20 protein-coding genes and 1 pseudogene are annotated in these 17,194 nt (G+C 33.6%); all 21 read right to left on the reverse strand.

The window, feature by feature from the left end:
- Position 1: 1 nt before the first annotated feature.
- The gene (locus tag NWE55_RS03615) at positions 2-517 is read right to left on the reverse strand and encodes a DUF6913 domain-containing protein (protein WP_155092402.1); all 516 of its coding nucleotides are present in this window, start codon (positions 515-517) and stop codon (positions 2-4) included.
- A gap of 62 nt (positions 518-579) precedes the next feature.
- On the reverse strand, positions 580-2,577 hold the full coding sequence (gene ligA, locus NWE55_RS03620; protein WP_155092403.1) for an NAD-dependent DNA ligase LigA: 1,998 nt from the start codon (positions 2,575-2,577) through the stop codon (positions 580-582).
- Positions 2,578-2,588: 11 nt separating this feature from the next.
- The gene (locus tag NWE55_RS03625) at positions 2,589-3,062 is read right to left on the reverse strand and encodes a DUF6495 family protein (RefSeq protein WP_155092404.1); all 474 of its coding nucleotides are present in this window, start codon (positions 3,060-3,062) and stop codon (positions 2,589-2,591) included.
- 522 nt (positions 3,063-3,584) lie between these two features.
- Positions 3,585-4,028: a 50S ribosomal protein L9 gene (rplI, locus tag NWE55_RS03630; RefSeq protein ID WP_155092405.1), complete on the reverse strand. Its 444-nt coding sequence runs from the start codon at positions 4,026-4,028 to the stop codon at positions 3,585-3,587.
- Between the two features lie 64 nt (positions 4,029-4,092).
- Positions 4,093-4,389, reverse strand: a complete 297-nt coding sequence (rpsR, locus tag NWE55_RS03635) for a 30S ribosomal protein S18 (RefSeq protein ID WP_155092406.1) — start codon at positions 4,387-4,389, stop codon at positions 4,093-4,095.
- A gap of 5 nt (positions 4,390-4,394) precedes the next feature.
- Positions 4,395-4,736, reverse strand: coding sequence for a 30S ribosomal protein S6 (gene rpsF / locus NWE55_RS03640; protein ID WP_155092407.1), 342 nt, complete (start codon positions 4,734-4,736; stop codon positions 4,395-4,397).
- Between the two features lie 133 nt (positions 4,737-4,869).
- Positions 4,870-5,412, reverse strand: a complete 543-nt coding sequence (locus NWE55_RS03645) for a DMP19 family protein (RefSeq protein ID WP_155092408.1) — start codon at positions 5,410-5,412, stop codon at positions 4,870-4,872.
- Between the two features lie 108 nt (positions 5,413-5,520).
- Positions 5,521-7,971 carry a replication restart helicase PriA gene (gene priA, locus NWE55_RS03650; RefSeq protein WP_155092409.1) on the reverse strand — a complete coding sequence of 817 codons (2,451 nt, stop codon included), beginning with the start codon at positions 7,969-7,971 and terminating at the stop codon, positions 5,521-5,523.
- Positions 7,972-8,441: 470 nt separating this feature from the next.
- The gene (locus NWE55_RS03655; protein ID WP_155092410.1) at positions 8,442-8,870 is read right to left on the reverse strand and encodes a DUF2147 domain-containing protein; all 429 of its coding nucleotides are present in this window, start codon (positions 8,868-8,870) and stop codon (positions 8,442-8,444) included.
- Positions 8,871-8,909: 39 nt separating this feature from the next.
- Positions 8,910-9,809: a YihY/virulence factor BrkB family protein gene (locus NWE55_RS03660; RefSeq protein WP_155092411.1), complete on the reverse strand. Its 900-nt coding sequence runs from the start codon at positions 9,807-9,809 to the stop codon at positions 8,910-8,912.
- Positions 9,810-9,840: 31 nt separating this feature from the next.
- Positions 9,841-10,080, reverse strand: coding sequence for a hypothetical protein (locus tag NWE55_RS03665; RefSeq protein WP_155092412.1), 240 nt, complete (start codon positions 10,078-10,080; stop codon positions 9,841-9,843).
- On the reverse strand, positions 10,077-11,084 hold the full coding sequence (locus tag NWE55_RS03670) for an SPFH domain-containing protein (RefSeq protein ID WP_155092413.1): 1,008 nt from the start codon (positions 11,082-11,084) through the stop codon (positions 10,077-10,079). The genes NWE55_RS03665 and NWE55_RS03670 overlap by 4 nt, the downstream gene beginning before the upstream one ends.
- Positions 11,085-11,087: 3 nt before the next feature.
- Positions 11,088-12,479: a hypothetical protein gene (locus tag NWE55_RS03675; protein ID WP_155092414.1), complete on the reverse strand. Its 1,392-nt coding sequence runs from the start codon at positions 12,477-12,479 to the stop codon at positions 11,088-11,090.
- A 168-nt stretch (positions 12,480-12,647) separates the two neighbouring features.
- Positions 12,648-13,007 (reverse strand): hypothetical protein, encoded by a 360-nt coding sequence (locus NWE55_RS03680; RefSeq protein WP_155092415.1) that lies wholly within the window; start codon positions 13,005-13,007, stop codon positions 12,648-12,650.
- A gap of 10 nt (positions 13,008-13,017) precedes the next feature.
- On the reverse strand, positions 13,018-13,878 hold the full coding sequence (nadC, locus tag NWE55_RS03685) for a carboxylating nicotinate-nucleotide diphosphorylase (RefSeq protein WP_155092416.1): 861 nt from the start codon (positions 13,876-13,878) through the stop codon (positions 13,018-13,020).
- An 88-nt stretch (positions 13,879-13,966) separates the two neighbouring features.
- Positions 13,967-14,542, reverse strand: a complete 576-nt coding sequence (locus NWE55_RS03690) for a DJ-1/PfpI family protein (protein WP_155092417.1) — start codon at positions 14,540-14,542, stop codon at positions 13,967-13,969.
- Positions 14,543-14,943: 401 nt separating this feature from the next.
- Complete coding sequence (locus NWE55_RS03695) at positions 14,944-15,246, reverse strand: RHS repeat-associated core domain-containing protein (protein ID WP_166520727.1); 303 nt, start codon at positions 15,244-15,246, stop codon at positions 14,944-14,946.
- Between the two features lie 296 nt (positions 15,247-15,542).
- Positions 15,543-15,935, reverse strand: a complete 393-nt coding sequence (locus NWE55_RS03700; protein WP_155093496.1) for a hypothetical protein — start codon at positions 15,933-15,935, stop codon at positions 15,543-15,545.
- A 2-nt stretch (positions 15,936-15,937) separates the two neighbouring features.
- Positions 15,938-16,321 carry a hypothetical protein gene (locus tag NWE55_RS03705; RefSeq protein WP_243731259.1) on the reverse strand — a complete coding sequence of 128 codons (384 nt, stop codon included), beginning with the start codon at positions 16,319-16,321 and terminating at the stop codon, positions 15,938-15,940.
- A 9-nt stretch (positions 16,322-16,330) separates the two neighbouring features.
- Positions 16,331-16,462 (reverse strand): annotated as a pseudogene (locus NWE55_RS03710) (RHS repeat domain-containing protein); the annotation flags it as partial.
- A gap of 270 nt (positions 16,463-16,732) precedes the next feature.
- Positions 16,733-17,194, reverse strand: a complete 462-nt coding sequence (locus tag NWE55_RS03715) for a hypothetical protein (protein WP_155093487.1) — start codon at positions 17,192-17,194, stop codon at positions 16,733-16,735.

The following is a 17,194-nucleotide window of genomic DNA, read 5'->3' on the forward strand; positions in this document are numbered from 1 at the left end:
ATTAGTTCTTAAAAATATTTATATACTCAAATAATAATTTTACATATAACTCCGCATCTAATCCATTCATCTCTATATTAAAATGATTGACAAAAGACGTTACTGATGCCAAACCAACTTTGAACTTCGCTTTAGATTGACTCGTACCCCATAACAAAGGTATTGTATCACTCTTGTAAAAGCTAATCAATAGATCAAATGGTTTTTCAACAAATACCTTCAACGATTCATTTGATGTTTTCAAACTTGACTCAAAATCTCTCAACTTAAAAACATACGCATCCTCCTCTTTTACCTTCGAATTACTTCCATCGTAATACAAAACTAAAATATCTTCCCTCTTAAAACCTCTATCTACTAAAATATTTATCATACTCTCTACAGTAGACTGTTCCTTCTTCTCAGACAAAATTCCTATTGTCTTTACTTGATAATTAAATTCTAAAGGAACTGAAGGTAATTTTGTCCCTTCCACCGCCTTGCGTAAAGCTTTCTTTTTTACTGCATTAAACAACATACCATTGTGATTTTTGTAAATTTAAAAAAATTCGTAAACCATGTTGCGTATTTAACATCGATTTATTGAATCATACTTAAAAATTCCTCTTCATTCAAAATGGTAATTCCTAACTTATTTGCTTTCTCTAATTTAGATGGTCCCATTTTATCTCCTGCTACAACATAATCAGTCTTAGAAGAAATCGAACTTCCATTCTTTCCTCCGTGATCTTCTATAGCTTGTTTTATCTCATCTCTGGACATTTTAGTAAAAACACCAGAAACCACAATTGTCTTTCCTTTTAATATATCAGACACTACAGTTGATTCTTTCTCCTCTATTACAAATTGTAGACCATAAGACTTTAATCGCTCTATAATTTCTTTATTTTTCTCATTGCTAAAGAAATCTATTACGCTCTGTGCAATTCTTTCTCCAATCTCATCCACCATTATCATCTCCATCAAAGGTGCTTGAGATAAAGCATCTATATTCTTATAATGTGCTGCTAACTTCTTAGCTACGGTTTCTCCAACAAATCTAATTCCCAAAGCATACAATACTCTCTCAAAAGGAACTTGCTTAGATAGTTCTATCCCTTTTATTAGATTATCTGCGGACTTCTCTCCCATGCGTTCCAATCCCAAAAGCTGTTCTTTCTTAAGTTCATATAAATCCGCATAGTTCTCCACTAATTCATTTTTATACAACAATACAACTGTTTCTTCTCCAAGTCCATCAATATCCATCGCTTTACGGGAAATAAAGTGTTGAATTCTACCAGCGATTTGAGGAGGACAACCATATACATTAGGACAGTAATGTTGTGCCTCTCCTTCATTTCTAACCAATTTAGTTTGACATTCCGGACATTCTTTTATATAAACGGTACGCTGAGAGTCAGCTGGTCTTGCTTCTAAATTCACCCCTACAATCTTTGGTATAATCTCTCCTCCTTTTTCTACATATACAGAATCACCTTCTCGGATATCTAATTTAGCAATTTGATCTGCATTGTGCAAAGAGGCTCTCTTAACGATCGTACCCGCTAATTGCACTGGCTCCAGATTTGCAACGGGTGTTATTGCCCCTGTTCTACCTACTTGATAAGAAATAGTATTCAATATTGTCTCTGCTTGCTCTGCTTTAAACTTATAAGCAATAGCCCATCGTGGAAACTTAGAAGTATATCCTAATTCTTCCTGGTAATGAAGTGAGTTTATCTTAATTACCACACCATCTGTCTCATAAGGCAACTCATGTCTGTGTTCATCCCAATAGGCAATGAACTCCAAAACCTCATCTATATTCTTTGCTAATTTAGACACTATTGGAACCTTAAACCCCCATTCACGAGCCTTCTCTAAGCCTTCATACTGGGTTGCAAAACCTAAATCACTTCCTACAACATAGTAAAGCAAGCAATCCAAAGGTCGTTTGGCAACTTCTGCACTGTCTTGTAATTTCAAACTTCCAGAAGCGGTATTTCTGGGATTTGAATAAGGAGTTTCTCCAATTTCAATCAACTCCTGATTCATTTTCTCAAAACCTGCAAATGGCAAAACTATTTCTCCGCGTATATCAAAACTCTTTGGATAATCACCTTTCAATTTTATTGGAACAGAACGAATAGTGCGAATATTATTTGTCACATCATCTCCTTGTACACCATCTCCTCGAGTAACTGCCTTTATTAACTCGCCATCTTCATAAGTAATACTTATAGATGCTCCATCGTACTTTAACTCGCAGGTAAACTCTACAGGAACATCGCCCAAGTTCTTTTGAATGCGTTGTTCCCAATCCAGTAAATCTTCTTTAGAATAAGAATTTTCCAAAGAATACATACGATAACGGTGAACTACTGTATCAAAATTCTTAGTTATAGCCCCGCCAACACGCTGTGTTGGTGAATTACTATCAAAATATTCTGGATGAGCAAGCTCCAATTTTTCTAATTCCTTTAACTTTTGATCAAACTCAAAATCAGAAATGGTAGGCGTATCTAATACATAATAATTATAATTATGTAAATTCAATTCCTCTCTTAACGCAATAATCTGTTCTTGTACATTCATTCTAAGCAAAATTACAACTTCAACAAATCTTTAAACTGCTGATACAGCACTCCATCACTCAGGATAGCTCCTTGTTGGATAATATCAAAAACCTCCTTATTTCTGTCACTTCCAAAGTCTTTACCTCCGTGCTTTATCTCTACATCGTTTGTAAAAACAGCATCACTTAACCATTGTAATCCTTCTTGAGTCATAAAGTCGATATCTGTTAATAACGCTTTTATAACAATTGTATGTATGTGCTTCTCATCAAAACCAAAAAGAAATATATGATTTTTTGAATAGTGCTCTAAAAAACGAGCATTACTCAACACTCCTTCCCATACTAAATCCGAAAAAACATCTAACTCTTGTTCTGCGACTTCTGGTTTCTCTTCCTTCAATTTATCCCACTCATGCTTATCTATCTGCTGAGAAGCAAGAAAATTAGTGAATTCCGGGTGCATTTCTTCAAATTGCTCTTTTGTAAGACGTGTATATTTCATGATTACTTAATTTCAACTGTCAAAAATACTAATTCTAATGAACATAAAAACCAAAAGCAAATACAACAATACAATATAATATCTTAAATAAACACAAAAAGCCCTTTGGTAAACCAAAGGGCCTAAAAACTCTCTACTAAAGCTAAAACTTTCTAACAAATAGCCGACAAACCTATTTGCTTCAAAAAAAATCTAATCGTTAATAATCTAAATCACCCATGAAAAATGATTATTACAATTCAAAAGTAGACATCCTTATCTATTGTTAAAAAACAATAACAAATATTAGTAAACGATTTCAAATAAAATTCAAACAAAACGGATTCTACAACTTTCACGTTGATTCTTTACACTATTCAAAAAAATACACAACCCTAAAACCTTCACCACACTACACCTTATCAAAATACTGGAGATTGAATCTAAAAAACTCACTTATGATACCTGTACGTAGTAAGCACTTCACAAAACAAAAAAGGCCCCCTAAATTAGGAGGCCTTTTCTATATATAATCTTTTAAGACTATTCTTGCTCAGCGATTACTTCGTAATCTACTTCAACGATTACATCACGGTGTAAACGAACGTTAGCAGTATATTTACCTAAACGTTTGATAACTCCTGAAGTAATGAATTTTTTATCAACTGTTTGTCCGTTTTTAGCGAAAACTTCAGCGATATCTGCATTAGTTACAGATCCAAATAATTTCTCACCACCAGCTTTAACAGCGATTTTGATTTCCAAAGCTTTCAAAGCTTCTGCAATAACTTGTGCGTCAGCGATTAATTTAGCTTCTTTGTGCGCTCTTTGTTTTAAGTTCTCAGCTAATACTTTTTTAGCAGAAGGAGTAGCCAATACAGCCATTCCTTGAGGAATTAAATAGTTACGTCCGTATCCTGGTTTTACAGTTACTACGTCATCTTTAAATCCTAACTTTTGAACGTCTTGTTTTAAGATAATTTCCATTGTTGATGTCCTTTTAAGAAGAAGTTAGGTTTCACGAATGAAAACCAACAACTTAAGTTTTTAATTATTTTAATAAGTCAGCTACGTACGGCATTAAAGCTAAGTGACGTGCTCTTTTTACTGCTACAGAAACTTTTCTTTGGAATTTCAAAGAAGTCCCTGTTAAACGACGTGGTAAAATTTTACCTTGCTCGTTTACGAATTTTAATAAGAAATCAGCATCTTTATAATCGATGTATTTGATTCCTGATTTTTTGAAACGACAATACTTTTTAGTTTTGTTTGTTTCAATGTTTAAAGGCGTTAGATATCTGATATCTCCGTCTTTTTTACCTTTTGCAGATTGCTCTATACTTGACATAACAATTAAGCTTTTTTAGATTTTAATTTCTCTCTTCTTCTTTCAGCCCAAGCTACAGCGTGTTTGTCTAAAGCTACAGTTAAGAAACGCATAACTCTTTCGTCACGTCTGAATTCAGTCTCTAAGTTGATAATGATATCAGCTGGTGCTGTGAATTGGAATAAGTGGTAGAATCCACTTTTCTTGTGTTGGATCTCATAAGCTAATTTTTTCAAGCCCCAGTCCTCTTTAGCTACCATCTCAGCTCCTCTAGAAGTAAGAAATTCTTCGAATTTCGCTACTGTTTCCTTTACCTGAGTTTCAGATAAAACGGGATTCAAGATGAAAACAGTTTCATAATGATTCATAAATAAAAAATTTTATTTGTTATAAAAATTGGGTGCAAAAATAAGTATTAATATCATTCAACACAAGCTATTTTTGCTTTTTTATTTCATTCTAATTCTAATAGTTAGAATAAGCTATCAACACGATAATCTATTATCGTTCTATTTCCTTACCTAACAAAGCTTCTGCTCTTTCATACATTCCCTCTATTGACAGTACCAATAAATCAGGGTGTGCTTTTAACCACTTCGCATTTAACTCAACTAAGTCTTCTTCAATATCGTAAAACTCATCATTCTTTAAAGCATCTCTCGTTGGATTCTCACCAAAATAATCCGTTTCAATAAAAGCTTCTAATGCCACTTCATCATAGTCTTTCAAAAACGCTACTTGTTTTTGTAAAAAAGCCAAATGTTTCACAGCTCCCATTTTTTCTAATCCCTCGATAACTACATCGAAGAAATCATAATCAGCTTGTGTATTCCAAACTAATTGAGAGAAATTGCCATTATTATACTCTGCCAAATAGTAATCTACATAATAACTTAAAAATGCATCTGGATGAATAAACTCTGCTGGATCTGTTTCAGCTTCTTCTCTGATTAAGTTAATAAATGTAATATTTGAATACACTACATCGTACGCATCCTCACTTTTCATTGCATTCTCTGAAACAACAATCTTTAAATCTTTCATATTTATTTCTTTTAAATGGAGCGCTATACACAAAACACCTCCTAACATTATTTTCTAAACTAAGGTAATACTTTTGCATCAAATACACCTTTACCTAATTCTCTTACTTTAGTAAAAATCTACATTAATAGTCACTTTTACTGAGCGATAAGCGCCAATAGCCTCAAAGCTTTTCAAAATCTGCTTGATCTCTAATTTTGTTTTATTCAATGACACTTGCTGTGGAATCTTAATTAAAATCACGCGAATATACTGATTCCTTATTCTATTGATAGCAGGTTCTTCTGGCCCTAATACTGGAATTTGAAACTGTTGTTTCAAACTGTTATACACCCAAAAAGAGGCCTCTTTTAACTTCTCAAACTCCCTATGTCTTAAAGTCAACTTTACCAAGCGATAAAAAGGAGGGTATTTAAAATTATGTCTTTCATACATCTGCTCCTTAAACATACCTAAATAATCATTATTAGTCACTTGCTGTATGATATTGTGATATGGATTAAATGTCTGTATGATAACTTTCCCTTTTTTATCCTTTCTTCCCGCTCTTCCAGAGATTTGCACTAACATTTGATAAGCTCTCTCATGTGCCCTAAAATCTGGATGATACAAACTATTATCAGCGTTCATCACCCCTACCAAATTCACATTACTAAAATCAAAGCCTTTCGCCAACATCTGTGTACCTACAAGGATGTCAATCTCCTTCTTCTCAAATGCCTCTACCAGCTTTTCATAACCATATTTACCTCGAGTCGTATCTTGATCCATGCGGCCGATGCGCTTATTGGGAAACAACTCTTTCAACTCTTCTTCTACTTGCTCTGTCCCAAACCCCTTTGTATTCAAATCAACACTATGACAGCGATAACACTGCTTAGGCATTGGCAAAGTATACCCACAATAATGACATCTCAATTCATTTCGATACTTGTGATAGGTCAAACTCACATCACAATGTGGACACTCTGGTACAGCACCACATGTCATACATTCAACTACAGGAGAAAATCCCCTTCTGTTCTGAAACAAGATAACCTGTTCCTCCAAAGACAAAGACATATTAATTGCATCAATCAAATAATCAGAAAAATGGCCTGTCATCTGCTTGCGCTTATACTTGTCCTTGATATCAACTAAGACTATCTCTGGCAAGCGAACATTAGTGTATCGTTTGCGCAATTGAACTAATCCATACTTACCTTGATTGGCATTGTAATACGTCTCTAAACTCGGCGTAGCTGAACCCATTAATACTTTTGCACCATGTTGTTTTGCCAAAACGACTGCACAATCCCTCCCGTGATATCGAGGAGCAGGATCATGCTGCTTATAATTCGGTTCCTGCTCTTCATCAATAACGAGAAACTTCAAATTTTGAAAAGGTAAAAAAACCGCCAAACGAGTACCTATCACTACCTTCGCCTTTTCTGATTGATTCAATACCTGATCCCACACCTCTAAGCGCTCATTATGAGAATACTTGGAGTGATAAACGGCCACTTGATTGCCAAAATAATTTGTCAAGCGTTGTACCAACTGCGTTGTCAACCCTATCTCAGGTACCAAAAACAACACCTGTCCCTCTTGGGCAATTAACTTTTCAATTAACTTGATGTAAATTTCTGTTTTACCTGATGCTGTCACCCCGTACAACAAGGTTACCTCTCTTTGTTTAAATGATTCTTCAATCTCCCATTGTGCCTTGCTTTGCTCATCATTTAAAACAATGACTTCTTGTGTAGCCTCACCAAAAACAACGCGATCTTGCTGTAAGAAATATTCAACAAAGATTCCCTTATCTAATAACGCCTTTAGTACGGCATTGGTTGTATTTGACTCGTCCATTAACTGCTTTGCAGTTATTGGTTTTTTCATCGAAGCGTTCAATTGAAAATACTTCAAGATCATCTCCCTTTGCTTTTCGGCTCTTGACACCATCTCCATCAAATCTGCCAAACCATTGTCTTGAATATACTGATCAGCTAATTTAATATAGCGTATTTGCTTTGGTTTATACTTCTCTATCATCTCCTCCTGAAGGAATATAATTCCCTTTTCCAAGAGGGTATTGATGACAGGAAACACCTTCTTCCTATTTAAAATAGCTATAATCTCTTCTATTTTAAGTATAGCCTGCGATTGTAGGGCTTCGTAAATTAAATATTCAGAATCATCTAATTCGTCTGTATTGATCGTCACCTTATCGTTATACTGTACAAGTGTTTCATTCTCCAAAAGTAAACGAGAAGGCATTGCACTACGATAAACCTCTCCAATCGTACACATATAATACTCTGCCATCCACTTCCACAAAGCAATCTGCTTTTCAGTCACCACTGGAGTAATATCTATGATTTCATTAATCTCCTTAGCTTGATACAATTGAGGAACTCTATTGTGCTTCTCTATCACTAAAGCAGTGTAAACTTTTGATTTACCAAAGGGAACGGCTACGCGCATCCCTACTTGGATAAACTCAAATTCAGCTTCACTTACTTGATAAGTAAATGTTGGCTCTAATGCTAACGGAATAATAACCTCAACGAAATAATTCATCTCACTTTTTTAATACTAAATACAAAGATAACTTTTTCAGTTTACATCATTCCCAACCTCACTGCATTCGTACTTATTTATCGCAAGATTGAATACACAAACAAATATATAATTATCACATACAGCCAATATAATTTATAATCTACATAAAAAACACTATAGTATACAACAACACATCAGTATGTTTCAGGTTGGTGTAAATTTATACCGCCACACCAATAGAGCTCACTGATAACTCAACCTATGTTACACCGAAATAACACAGTGTCTTAAATTTCCTAAATATAGATAGCCCTATATGTAATGAAGCGATGAATATTTATGAATAATCCCAAGTATAAATAGCACAATGCGCAGTCCCTTCTATTTTTTTACCCAATTATATACCGTACAAGACTTACATCCAATAAAAAAGGTCATTGGCAATAGCCAATGACCTTTTCTTTATCTTATCTTTCAATCCTACAATCTTAATTTGCCTTCACCCAAGTTTGAGTTCGCCCCATTAGAGAAATTCCAACATACCCCCTAACGTCTAATTTGTCCTTTCCATTGAGCTTTACAGTACACTTGTATTGCTTACCACTTTCTGGATCTGTAATCTTACCTCCTGTGTATTCCTCTCCTTTTTTCTGCAAGCCTTTAATGATAACCAATCCTTCTATTGGCGCTCCTTTTTCATCTCCCTCACATTTCTCACATTTGGGATTTGGTTTACTCGGATTAAGTAGTTTAGCTACTTTACCGTAGTACTTTCCGTCTTTCTCATAAATCTCTACAATAGATTTTTCTTTTCCTGTACTATCATCTATCGTTTTCCACTTACCTACTATGCCTTGTGCATTTGCCGTGCATACAGCTACGAACAAAAACACTATTGTCAAAAATGAGTTTCTCATAAAATATCGTTTTGGTTTAAGGTTTATAACCAAATATAATTATTTTTTTGACTTAAGTTTACTTATAGCTAAATTTAATTCAAAACCTAACAATAGAATCATACAGTTAATCCAAAGGTAAAACATCACAACAAGCAAAGTTCCAATAGACCCATAGAGTTCATTATATCGCGCAAAACGAAGTACATACACACCAAATAAAAAGGAAGTAAGAATATATAAAATAGTAGTAAAAACGGATCCTATCGAGATAAATGAAACATTCTTCGTTTCCTTAGCGCCAAACTTGTAGAGTATAGAAGTAGTCACTAAGACGATCAACAATAAAAATAGACTTCTCGACCATTGTATCAAAGTATTATCAATCTCAAATTTAAACATCAAAACTTCTAACCCCACATAAAAAGCTACTGAGAAAATAAGTAGGAATGCTAAAAAAACAGACAGTACTAATGCTACCAAATACTGTCTTATGATATTGCGAGAGATTGTAATATGATATGATGACTCAAATCCTCCTATGATAGCAAAAACACCATTTGTCATTAAAAAAATAGACAACAAAAAACCAGAAGACAAGAGGGATTTGTAACTATTATTCATAATATCATCCAACGTGGACTTCACAGCTTCAAATGTTGTAGGTGGTACCGAATCTGCAATAAACTGCATAAAGTCAGCTTGAAAATTATCTACAGGAATATACGGTATCAAGTTAAGAATAAACAAGGCAAAAGGAAACAGAGCCATAAAGAAACTAAAGGCAATAGACCCCGCTCTATAAGAAAAAGCTCCCTTGACAATTCCCACAAAATACAACTCAATCAAATCGTACAAAGAATATCCTTCTAAAAAAGAAAACTTAATATTCTTAAAAAAACATACAATTTGATTGAGAATAGGAATACGTTCTAATTTATCCTCTATCTCTTTTGACATACTCTACTTCTTTACTATTCAAAGGTAGTGATTATTTCTTCGGATGCGCAATATTGCCTTTTGTTGTATCATATCCTTTGTGAGGATTCTTAAAGAAATAAGACACAATCAGAACTAACAATATAGATGCAACAAATAAAATTCCAATCGTCTTAAACGCATTGTTTAAATGCATTGCGTCAAACATGCTAATCCCCCAAAAACCAAGTGCCAAATACATTGTCACAAGAAGCAATAGCAAAGTAAGAAGCACTCCAATTATATATTTCATGACTTATATTTTTTTAGTATTTCTGATTTTAACTCGTCAAATTCCACTTGAGAGAGTACTCCTTCTTTCACCAAGAGATGTAGTTTCTTTAACTTCTCTAAGACATCTTCTCCTTCATCGTCCAAAATAGATTTTGTTTCTGCCGAAAATAGTTTTCCCAACTCCATACCTGCCCCTAACTGCATCCCCATTCCTGCCATTCCTCCTTCGTTACGAGCTGCATCTCTCAATGCTTTTAATTTCTCTAATTCAACAAAAGACAGACCAGCCATCTCTGCAGCTTTTGCATCCGAAGCAATATCTGATACTTTGTCAATTCGCTTTTGGGTATTAGCATCGAATAGAGTTCCTACAATTCTAAAATCAGTTAACTCTAACCCTAATTTGGCAAACTCATTATTTAATTTAGCAGTGACCTCACTTGATATCAGTTCTAATTGACTATCAATTTCTTGATAACCGAAACTTTGACTTGCCAAATAGGATGAAATTGCCTGAGGTATTCTACCACTTATTACCTCATTCATATCCTTGGTTTCAAAGTGAGTTTCTTGTCCCAATAGCTCATTAAATAAAAAAGCAACGTCGTTGATTTTATAAGAGAAATTACCATTAGCTCCCATCTCAATAGGGATATTATAGGTTTTATCCACATACTTAACAGGGGTAGCAGTTCCCCATTGTTGATTCACAACTTGTGCTTTTCTGAAGAAAAATACGCACAACTTATGTTCGCTTTCGAAATTCTGACGAATCTTCTTCAGTGTAGTAATAAAAGGGTGATTATCAGTAGATAGACTATACACTCCTTCATCTGTGATTGTATCTTGCACTTTTCCTTCATAGACTAATACACACCCTTGTCCAGGTCCGACAATTAGCTTAGAAGCATTCTTAATTTCACTTGTTGCTGAGGGATATTGAAACCACAATATCTCTCTGTTCTGCTCTGACCACTCAATAACAGTAGCCAATTGCTTTTTAAACAAATTGAATATTCCCATAATTTACTCTTTTTCTTCTACTGGTGTTTTTAAATTGGATTGATCGATTGTTGAAAGTACTTCACCCTTTGTATCAAAGATTTGAAACACATTATAATCTACTCCTACTTTGAATACGCCATCGATCATTTCAACATTTCTAAATCCTTTCATTTCTGTTTTCTTCGTCCATAAAATCGAGCCATCTTTGCTTGATAATTTTTGCAAAGAATAAGTTTCATTCTCCAATATAGACTGTTTGATTGCAATGATCACCCCTTCCTCATCTGATCCGACAACAGTACCTACTGCATATTTTCGATTAGGCGTAAAGTCCCTTACTTTTCCTATTCTCGCTTTTTTTCGCGTATAATCCAATATTAATACCTTCTTGTGTGGTGAACTACTTGAAAACACACCAGATCCACCATAATCCCTCCTCCATTCAAAGTAAAAATAATACATCGGATATCCTTCTTGATACCAATAATCATATTGAATTAGTTGTCTCGCTTCATCTGGATAATCAAAACTCTTTCTTGTAAAAAGGTAACCAGTCTTTTTAACTCCATTTGGCAATGGCAAATCATAGACTTTATAGACTTCATCACTTGAATACACCTTGTTCAAATATATATAATACATAAACTTTTTACCCAAGTTGTTAGTGACTTCTATACCTTCATCAAAAGTATTGTATTTTAATCCTGCGATACCTTCACTAAACTCTTTGTGACTTCTAAACAATTCTTCGTCTACTTTCTCAAAGCATTGTAAAACATCATTGAATTTCAGTAAGTGATAATTATTTACAATAAGGTATAAATCACGATCTGAAATCTTAAAGAACTCAACTGAAAAGTCAGTCATTAGACCAACGCCTTTCAGTGACAAGTCAACATCAATTGGTTTCCTACTGAGTTCTTCTCCCGTTATCACATCGTTTAGTATTAAAAATAAACGAACTTTATCTCTTTTTGCGAAAAAATCATTAGTCGTTGCCACTTGTACTAAGGTTACTTTATTCTCTTTTAACCTATAAAGTGTATTTGCCTTAATACTCATAGGAACCATCTTAACCTCTTTTTTAGGAGGTACAATTTCTTGAACAGGTTCTACTATTGTCGTATTCTTAGATTTTGAAGATGAAATTACACTGATAATTGGCCCTATAAAGCTTAACACCAAAATCACAGCTAAAAAGATAATTACAAACTTTATGGCAGCTTTCTTATTCTTCTCTGCATTAGGATCATAACTGTCATTATAAGTGTATTTGTGATTAATATTAATATCATCACTATCTAAGAAAAAATTGGTTTGACAACTTTCACACTTATAGTAATCATCCTTTAACTCTTTTATCTTATTACTTCCACATTGTGGACAAATTATTTTTTTTAATGTCTTTGCCATTATGAAACAGTATATTTACTAATTCTCTTTTTATCTTTCTCAAAATCACCTCTGCAAAATCACCGAACACAGCATTAAGTCAAGGCAATCTATTCAACTTAAATTACCATTATCTATAAAATATAACTCAATAAAAATAGTGCGTAGTATAGATTATAATAATTTAGATTACATTTTTTTCAAACGCAACGCAATTGTATCCGTTGAAACCTTTGGTATATGATAGATCTTCATTTCTTTGTGAAGTTTCAGGCTTTTTGCAGGCTTTTTACTTTCCTTATATCTTTGACCAACTGTGGTGACAATGGCCATAAAAATTAATAGCCCTATAGAAATCATCTTTCGTCCACTTTCATTGCTCAAAGGAATGTGTTCAACAGCTTCAGTCTTAAGTTCACCAGTCTTCTCTCCTTCGAGGACAACAAATAACTCCCTACAATTAGCACAAGAATATTGCTCATATTTAAACTCCATTACCTGTGTACTACCACAAGAAGGACAAACTACTCTACCTTGACCGTCAACCATCTTTTACGGGTTAAACAACTGCTTTTAGACTTAAATCCATATTGTGCACTGAATGTGTCAATGCTCCAGAAGAAACGTAATTCACACCGCATAACGCATATTCTCTAACAGTAGTTTCATCAATATTGCCAGAAGACTCTGTTTGACATTGATCTCCTATTAAAGCGACAGCCTCACGAGTCATAGCATAATCAAAGTTGTCTAACAAAATTCTATAAACGTTCTCACAAGCCAAGATTTGCTTAACCTCATCAATACTTCTTGCCTCTACAATAATCTTTAAATCTCTATTATTGTCTTTTAAATATTGATTTGTCTTTTCAATAGCTTCCTTAATCCCTCCTGCAAAATCAATGTGGTTATCTTTCAACATAATCATATCATACAAAGCAAATCGATGATTGCCACCACCGCCAATTTTAACTGCCCATTTCTCAATAGCACGAACACCTGGAGTTGTCTTACGCGTATCTAATATTACCGTATTAGTCCCCTCTAATAAATCAGCAAAAAACTTGGTTTTAGTTGCAATAGCACTCATGCGCTGCATACTGTTTAACATAAGACGTTCCGCTTTTAGAATTGACTGAGAATTACCTGATATATAAAGAATAATATCGCCAATCTTCACAGGAGTTCCATCTTCGATACACACCTGTACTTCCAAAGTTGGATCTACGTAATTCAATACCATTTTAGCAAACTCCACTCCTGCTATTACCCCATCTTCTTTTACAAGTAGTTTTGCTCTACCTGTTGCTGTACTGGGAATACAAGCCAAAGAACTGTGGTCCCCATCACCTACATCTTCTCGAATAGCATTACTGATAATTATATCTAATTCCCTTTGAAATTGTTCTTTCGTAATCATATTTAAAAAAATTTGCGATGCTAAAATAAGAAATGTTAAATCAATTCTCCTTTTTTAGCATCGCAAATGTGGATAATTTATTCGAATGTTAGCCAATCACAATGCCCAACATTTTATAAAATTCTCTAAGAATATCGGGATGACCAGGCCAAGCTGGTGAAGTCACCAAATTCCCATCAACTACTGCTTTATCTGCACCTACCTCCTCATACTTACCTCCTGCCAGTACAATATCTGGTCCTACTGCAGGATAAGCTGTCAATGTCCTTCCTTTTAACACATTTGCTGGAGTTAACACTTGGATACCGTGACAGATAGCTGCTACTGGTAAATTCTGTGCAAAGAAATACTTAACGATATCAATCACTTTCTTATTCAACCTAATATATTCAGAAGAACGCCCTCCACAAATGTATAATCCACTGTAATCCCCCTCTTTTACTTCATCAAAAGATTTATTGATTACAAAATTATGCCCTCTTAATTCAGCATAAGTTTGAAAACCAACGAAATCGTGAATTGCAGTAGCAATTACTTCTCCCTTTTTCTTTCCAGGGCATACTACATCCACTTGTACTCCAATAGATAAAAGTGCTTGATAAGGAACCATTACTTCGTAATCTTCCACAAAATCACCTGCCAACATTAAAACTCTTTTTGCCATATTGTTTTGATATTATTAGTTATACCCTTGTAATTTACAGTTTTATTTAGACAGTAGTATTAAGGGAATGTAAAATTGTAAGAAAGCTCTCGAAAAAGAAACCAATACTGCTACTTACTCTATCTCTTTAAAATCAAAAGCTCCTTGACTAAAAAGTAAAAACTAAATTTTTGTTTTTTAAAATCGTTCCCAGGAAATTTTGTTTTTAACTCACTATTAATTTGCATTTGAAGTTCTTTTATTTTTAAATACTCTACTGACTTTTTAAATAATGGATTCTTCTTGTACTGCTTATAAAGTTTATCCGATTGTATAAAAGCGTCAATATCAAAGCTATTTAAATTCAATGGCTTCTGTTGATCTAAAGATAAATGAGCTGTACTAATACCACTAGCTGTACTTCATCTATAGCCAATAATAGCATCAGGATCAATAGCTTTTATATCAGGTACATATTTACTAAAAACAGAATTTATTTCACTTTGTAATTCTTTTAATGCTTCAGAAGTAATCAACCCAAAAACATCCACCTGCCCATTACTATCCCATACATAAGCATACATAGTAGGATTGTTCCCTGCTAGACCTATCGAACCCTTAGATATGTATAACCCTGTCGTGGAATCATAATACCTAAAACGGTTATAGTAAAGTCCATTCAACTCTACATCCTCGTACTGACCAAATTGTCTGAATGAGGGCAAAGCGTTTAGTAAACATCTAGTAGATGTTTATAGCGAATGAGCCAGACTATCGCGTGGGGTCTATCGCCCTCTAAGTTTCTAAGCCTTCCATAGATGTCATAGTCTGTACTCCATACCTTAGTACCTCTATCATCGAATGCCTGTATCGGACGTCCGACACAAAACACACATACAATATGGTATTCAGTAATTTATATTTAATTTTAAAAAGACTTAACCTATTACTAGATTAAGCCTTTTGTTTTATATTTAACCCTAACTAATCATAAATGACATCATCTAAAAATCATAATGTTTCAATCATCTTTTACAGAATCAATAGCTTCTCGTATAGGAGGAAATTCTTTTGTAGATAGAGGCAAAACATCAATGAGTTTCAAAAACATATCTTTTCCCAATATTTCTTTATAATCATCTAACATAACATCAATATTTCCTTTAAATCTAGTTTTCTTTTCCGGATCTCCAGCCAAATAAAATTTATTAATATAATCTGTTGCTAATGCACTATCTATATGTAGCATAATCTCAAAGACATTACATTCAAAAGTATTATCTTTCATTAATTCATAAAGAATATTAATATCAATATTTTCTGACAACTTACTATCTACTTCTAAATTAGACAATAACTCTATTAGCTCTCTTTTTAAATCTAAATACTTAATTATCAATTTATTTAATTCCATATCTATTTATATACTTTTCCTGAACCTACAATATCATTAGGTGAAACATCATCTTTAATCTTCCAATCCATAACTCCTCCTTTTGTTTTACCTTTTAGCTCAACATTTTTTCCTTTTGTATCAATATCTACATAATAATCTGCACCAAAAGCCCCTGTACTTCTTTTAATTGCATCTCTATTTTGTAGTTTTATTTTGGTAGATGTTACACTAATCCCTCCTCTTGTATCTGTAGGATCAAATTTAAATCCATTTTTCTTAAATGCTTTATACTCAGATCTTGACATAAACCTCCTAACTATACTAGGATTTTGTGGTTTACCATCTATCAAATCTAACCCAAAAACATCCACCTGCTCATTACTATCCCATACATAAGCATACATAGTAGGATTGTTCCCTGCTAGACCTATCGAACCCTTAGATATGTATAACCCTGTCGTGGAATCATAATACCTAAACCTATTGTAGTAAAGCCCATTCAGCTCGATACCTTCATACTGACCAAGTTGTCTAAATAAGGGCAGAGCGTTTAGTAAATATCTAGTAGATGTTTATAGCGAATGAGCCAAACTGTCGCGCGGGGTCGTTCTCCCTCTAAGTTCCTTAATCTACCATAGATGTCATAGTCTGTACTCCATATCTTAGCTCCTCTATCATCGAATGCCTGTACTGGGCGACCGATATAATCACTAATGATGCTGTATCGCTATTCTTTTACAACTTTAACATATTGCATGTAGTCATTAAAAAAAGACTTAACCTGATTACTAAGTTAAGTCTTTTTATTACTGATTTTATTTATTAGATATATCATAAAAATATCCACCTGCTAGTATTTCAATATAACTATCATACCCAACTATCAAATAATGTTTTAAATTAAATGTATTTGATGGATCATAAAGTTTGTTCTTTTCTTTTAGCAACTCTGAGCTATCTACTTCATAAAATCCAGAATCTGGGCAATAGCCAAATCTTTCCCAAAAATCGAATTTATTTAAATCCTCATTAACTTTAAAAATTTTATGATTAGTATAATTAGATTCAAAAAAATCTAATGTTATACATTTTACTTCTGCTACTGTATTAAAAGTTATATTTATGTCATGCAATCTTAAACTATCCTTATAATCTTGTAGTATTTTTCCTTCAACTTTAACGTTTGTTTCCCTTCTAGAATATTGGACTTTTAAGTCGATTGTTGAAATATCAAAATTAACACGTTCAGGTATTAAACTGTAATTGTATTCTTTCAT

Source organism: Myroides albus, assembly GCF_024722315.1.
GTDB lineage: Bacteria > Bacteroidota > Bacteroidia > Flavobacteriales > Flavobacteriaceae > Flavobacterium > Flavobacterium album_A.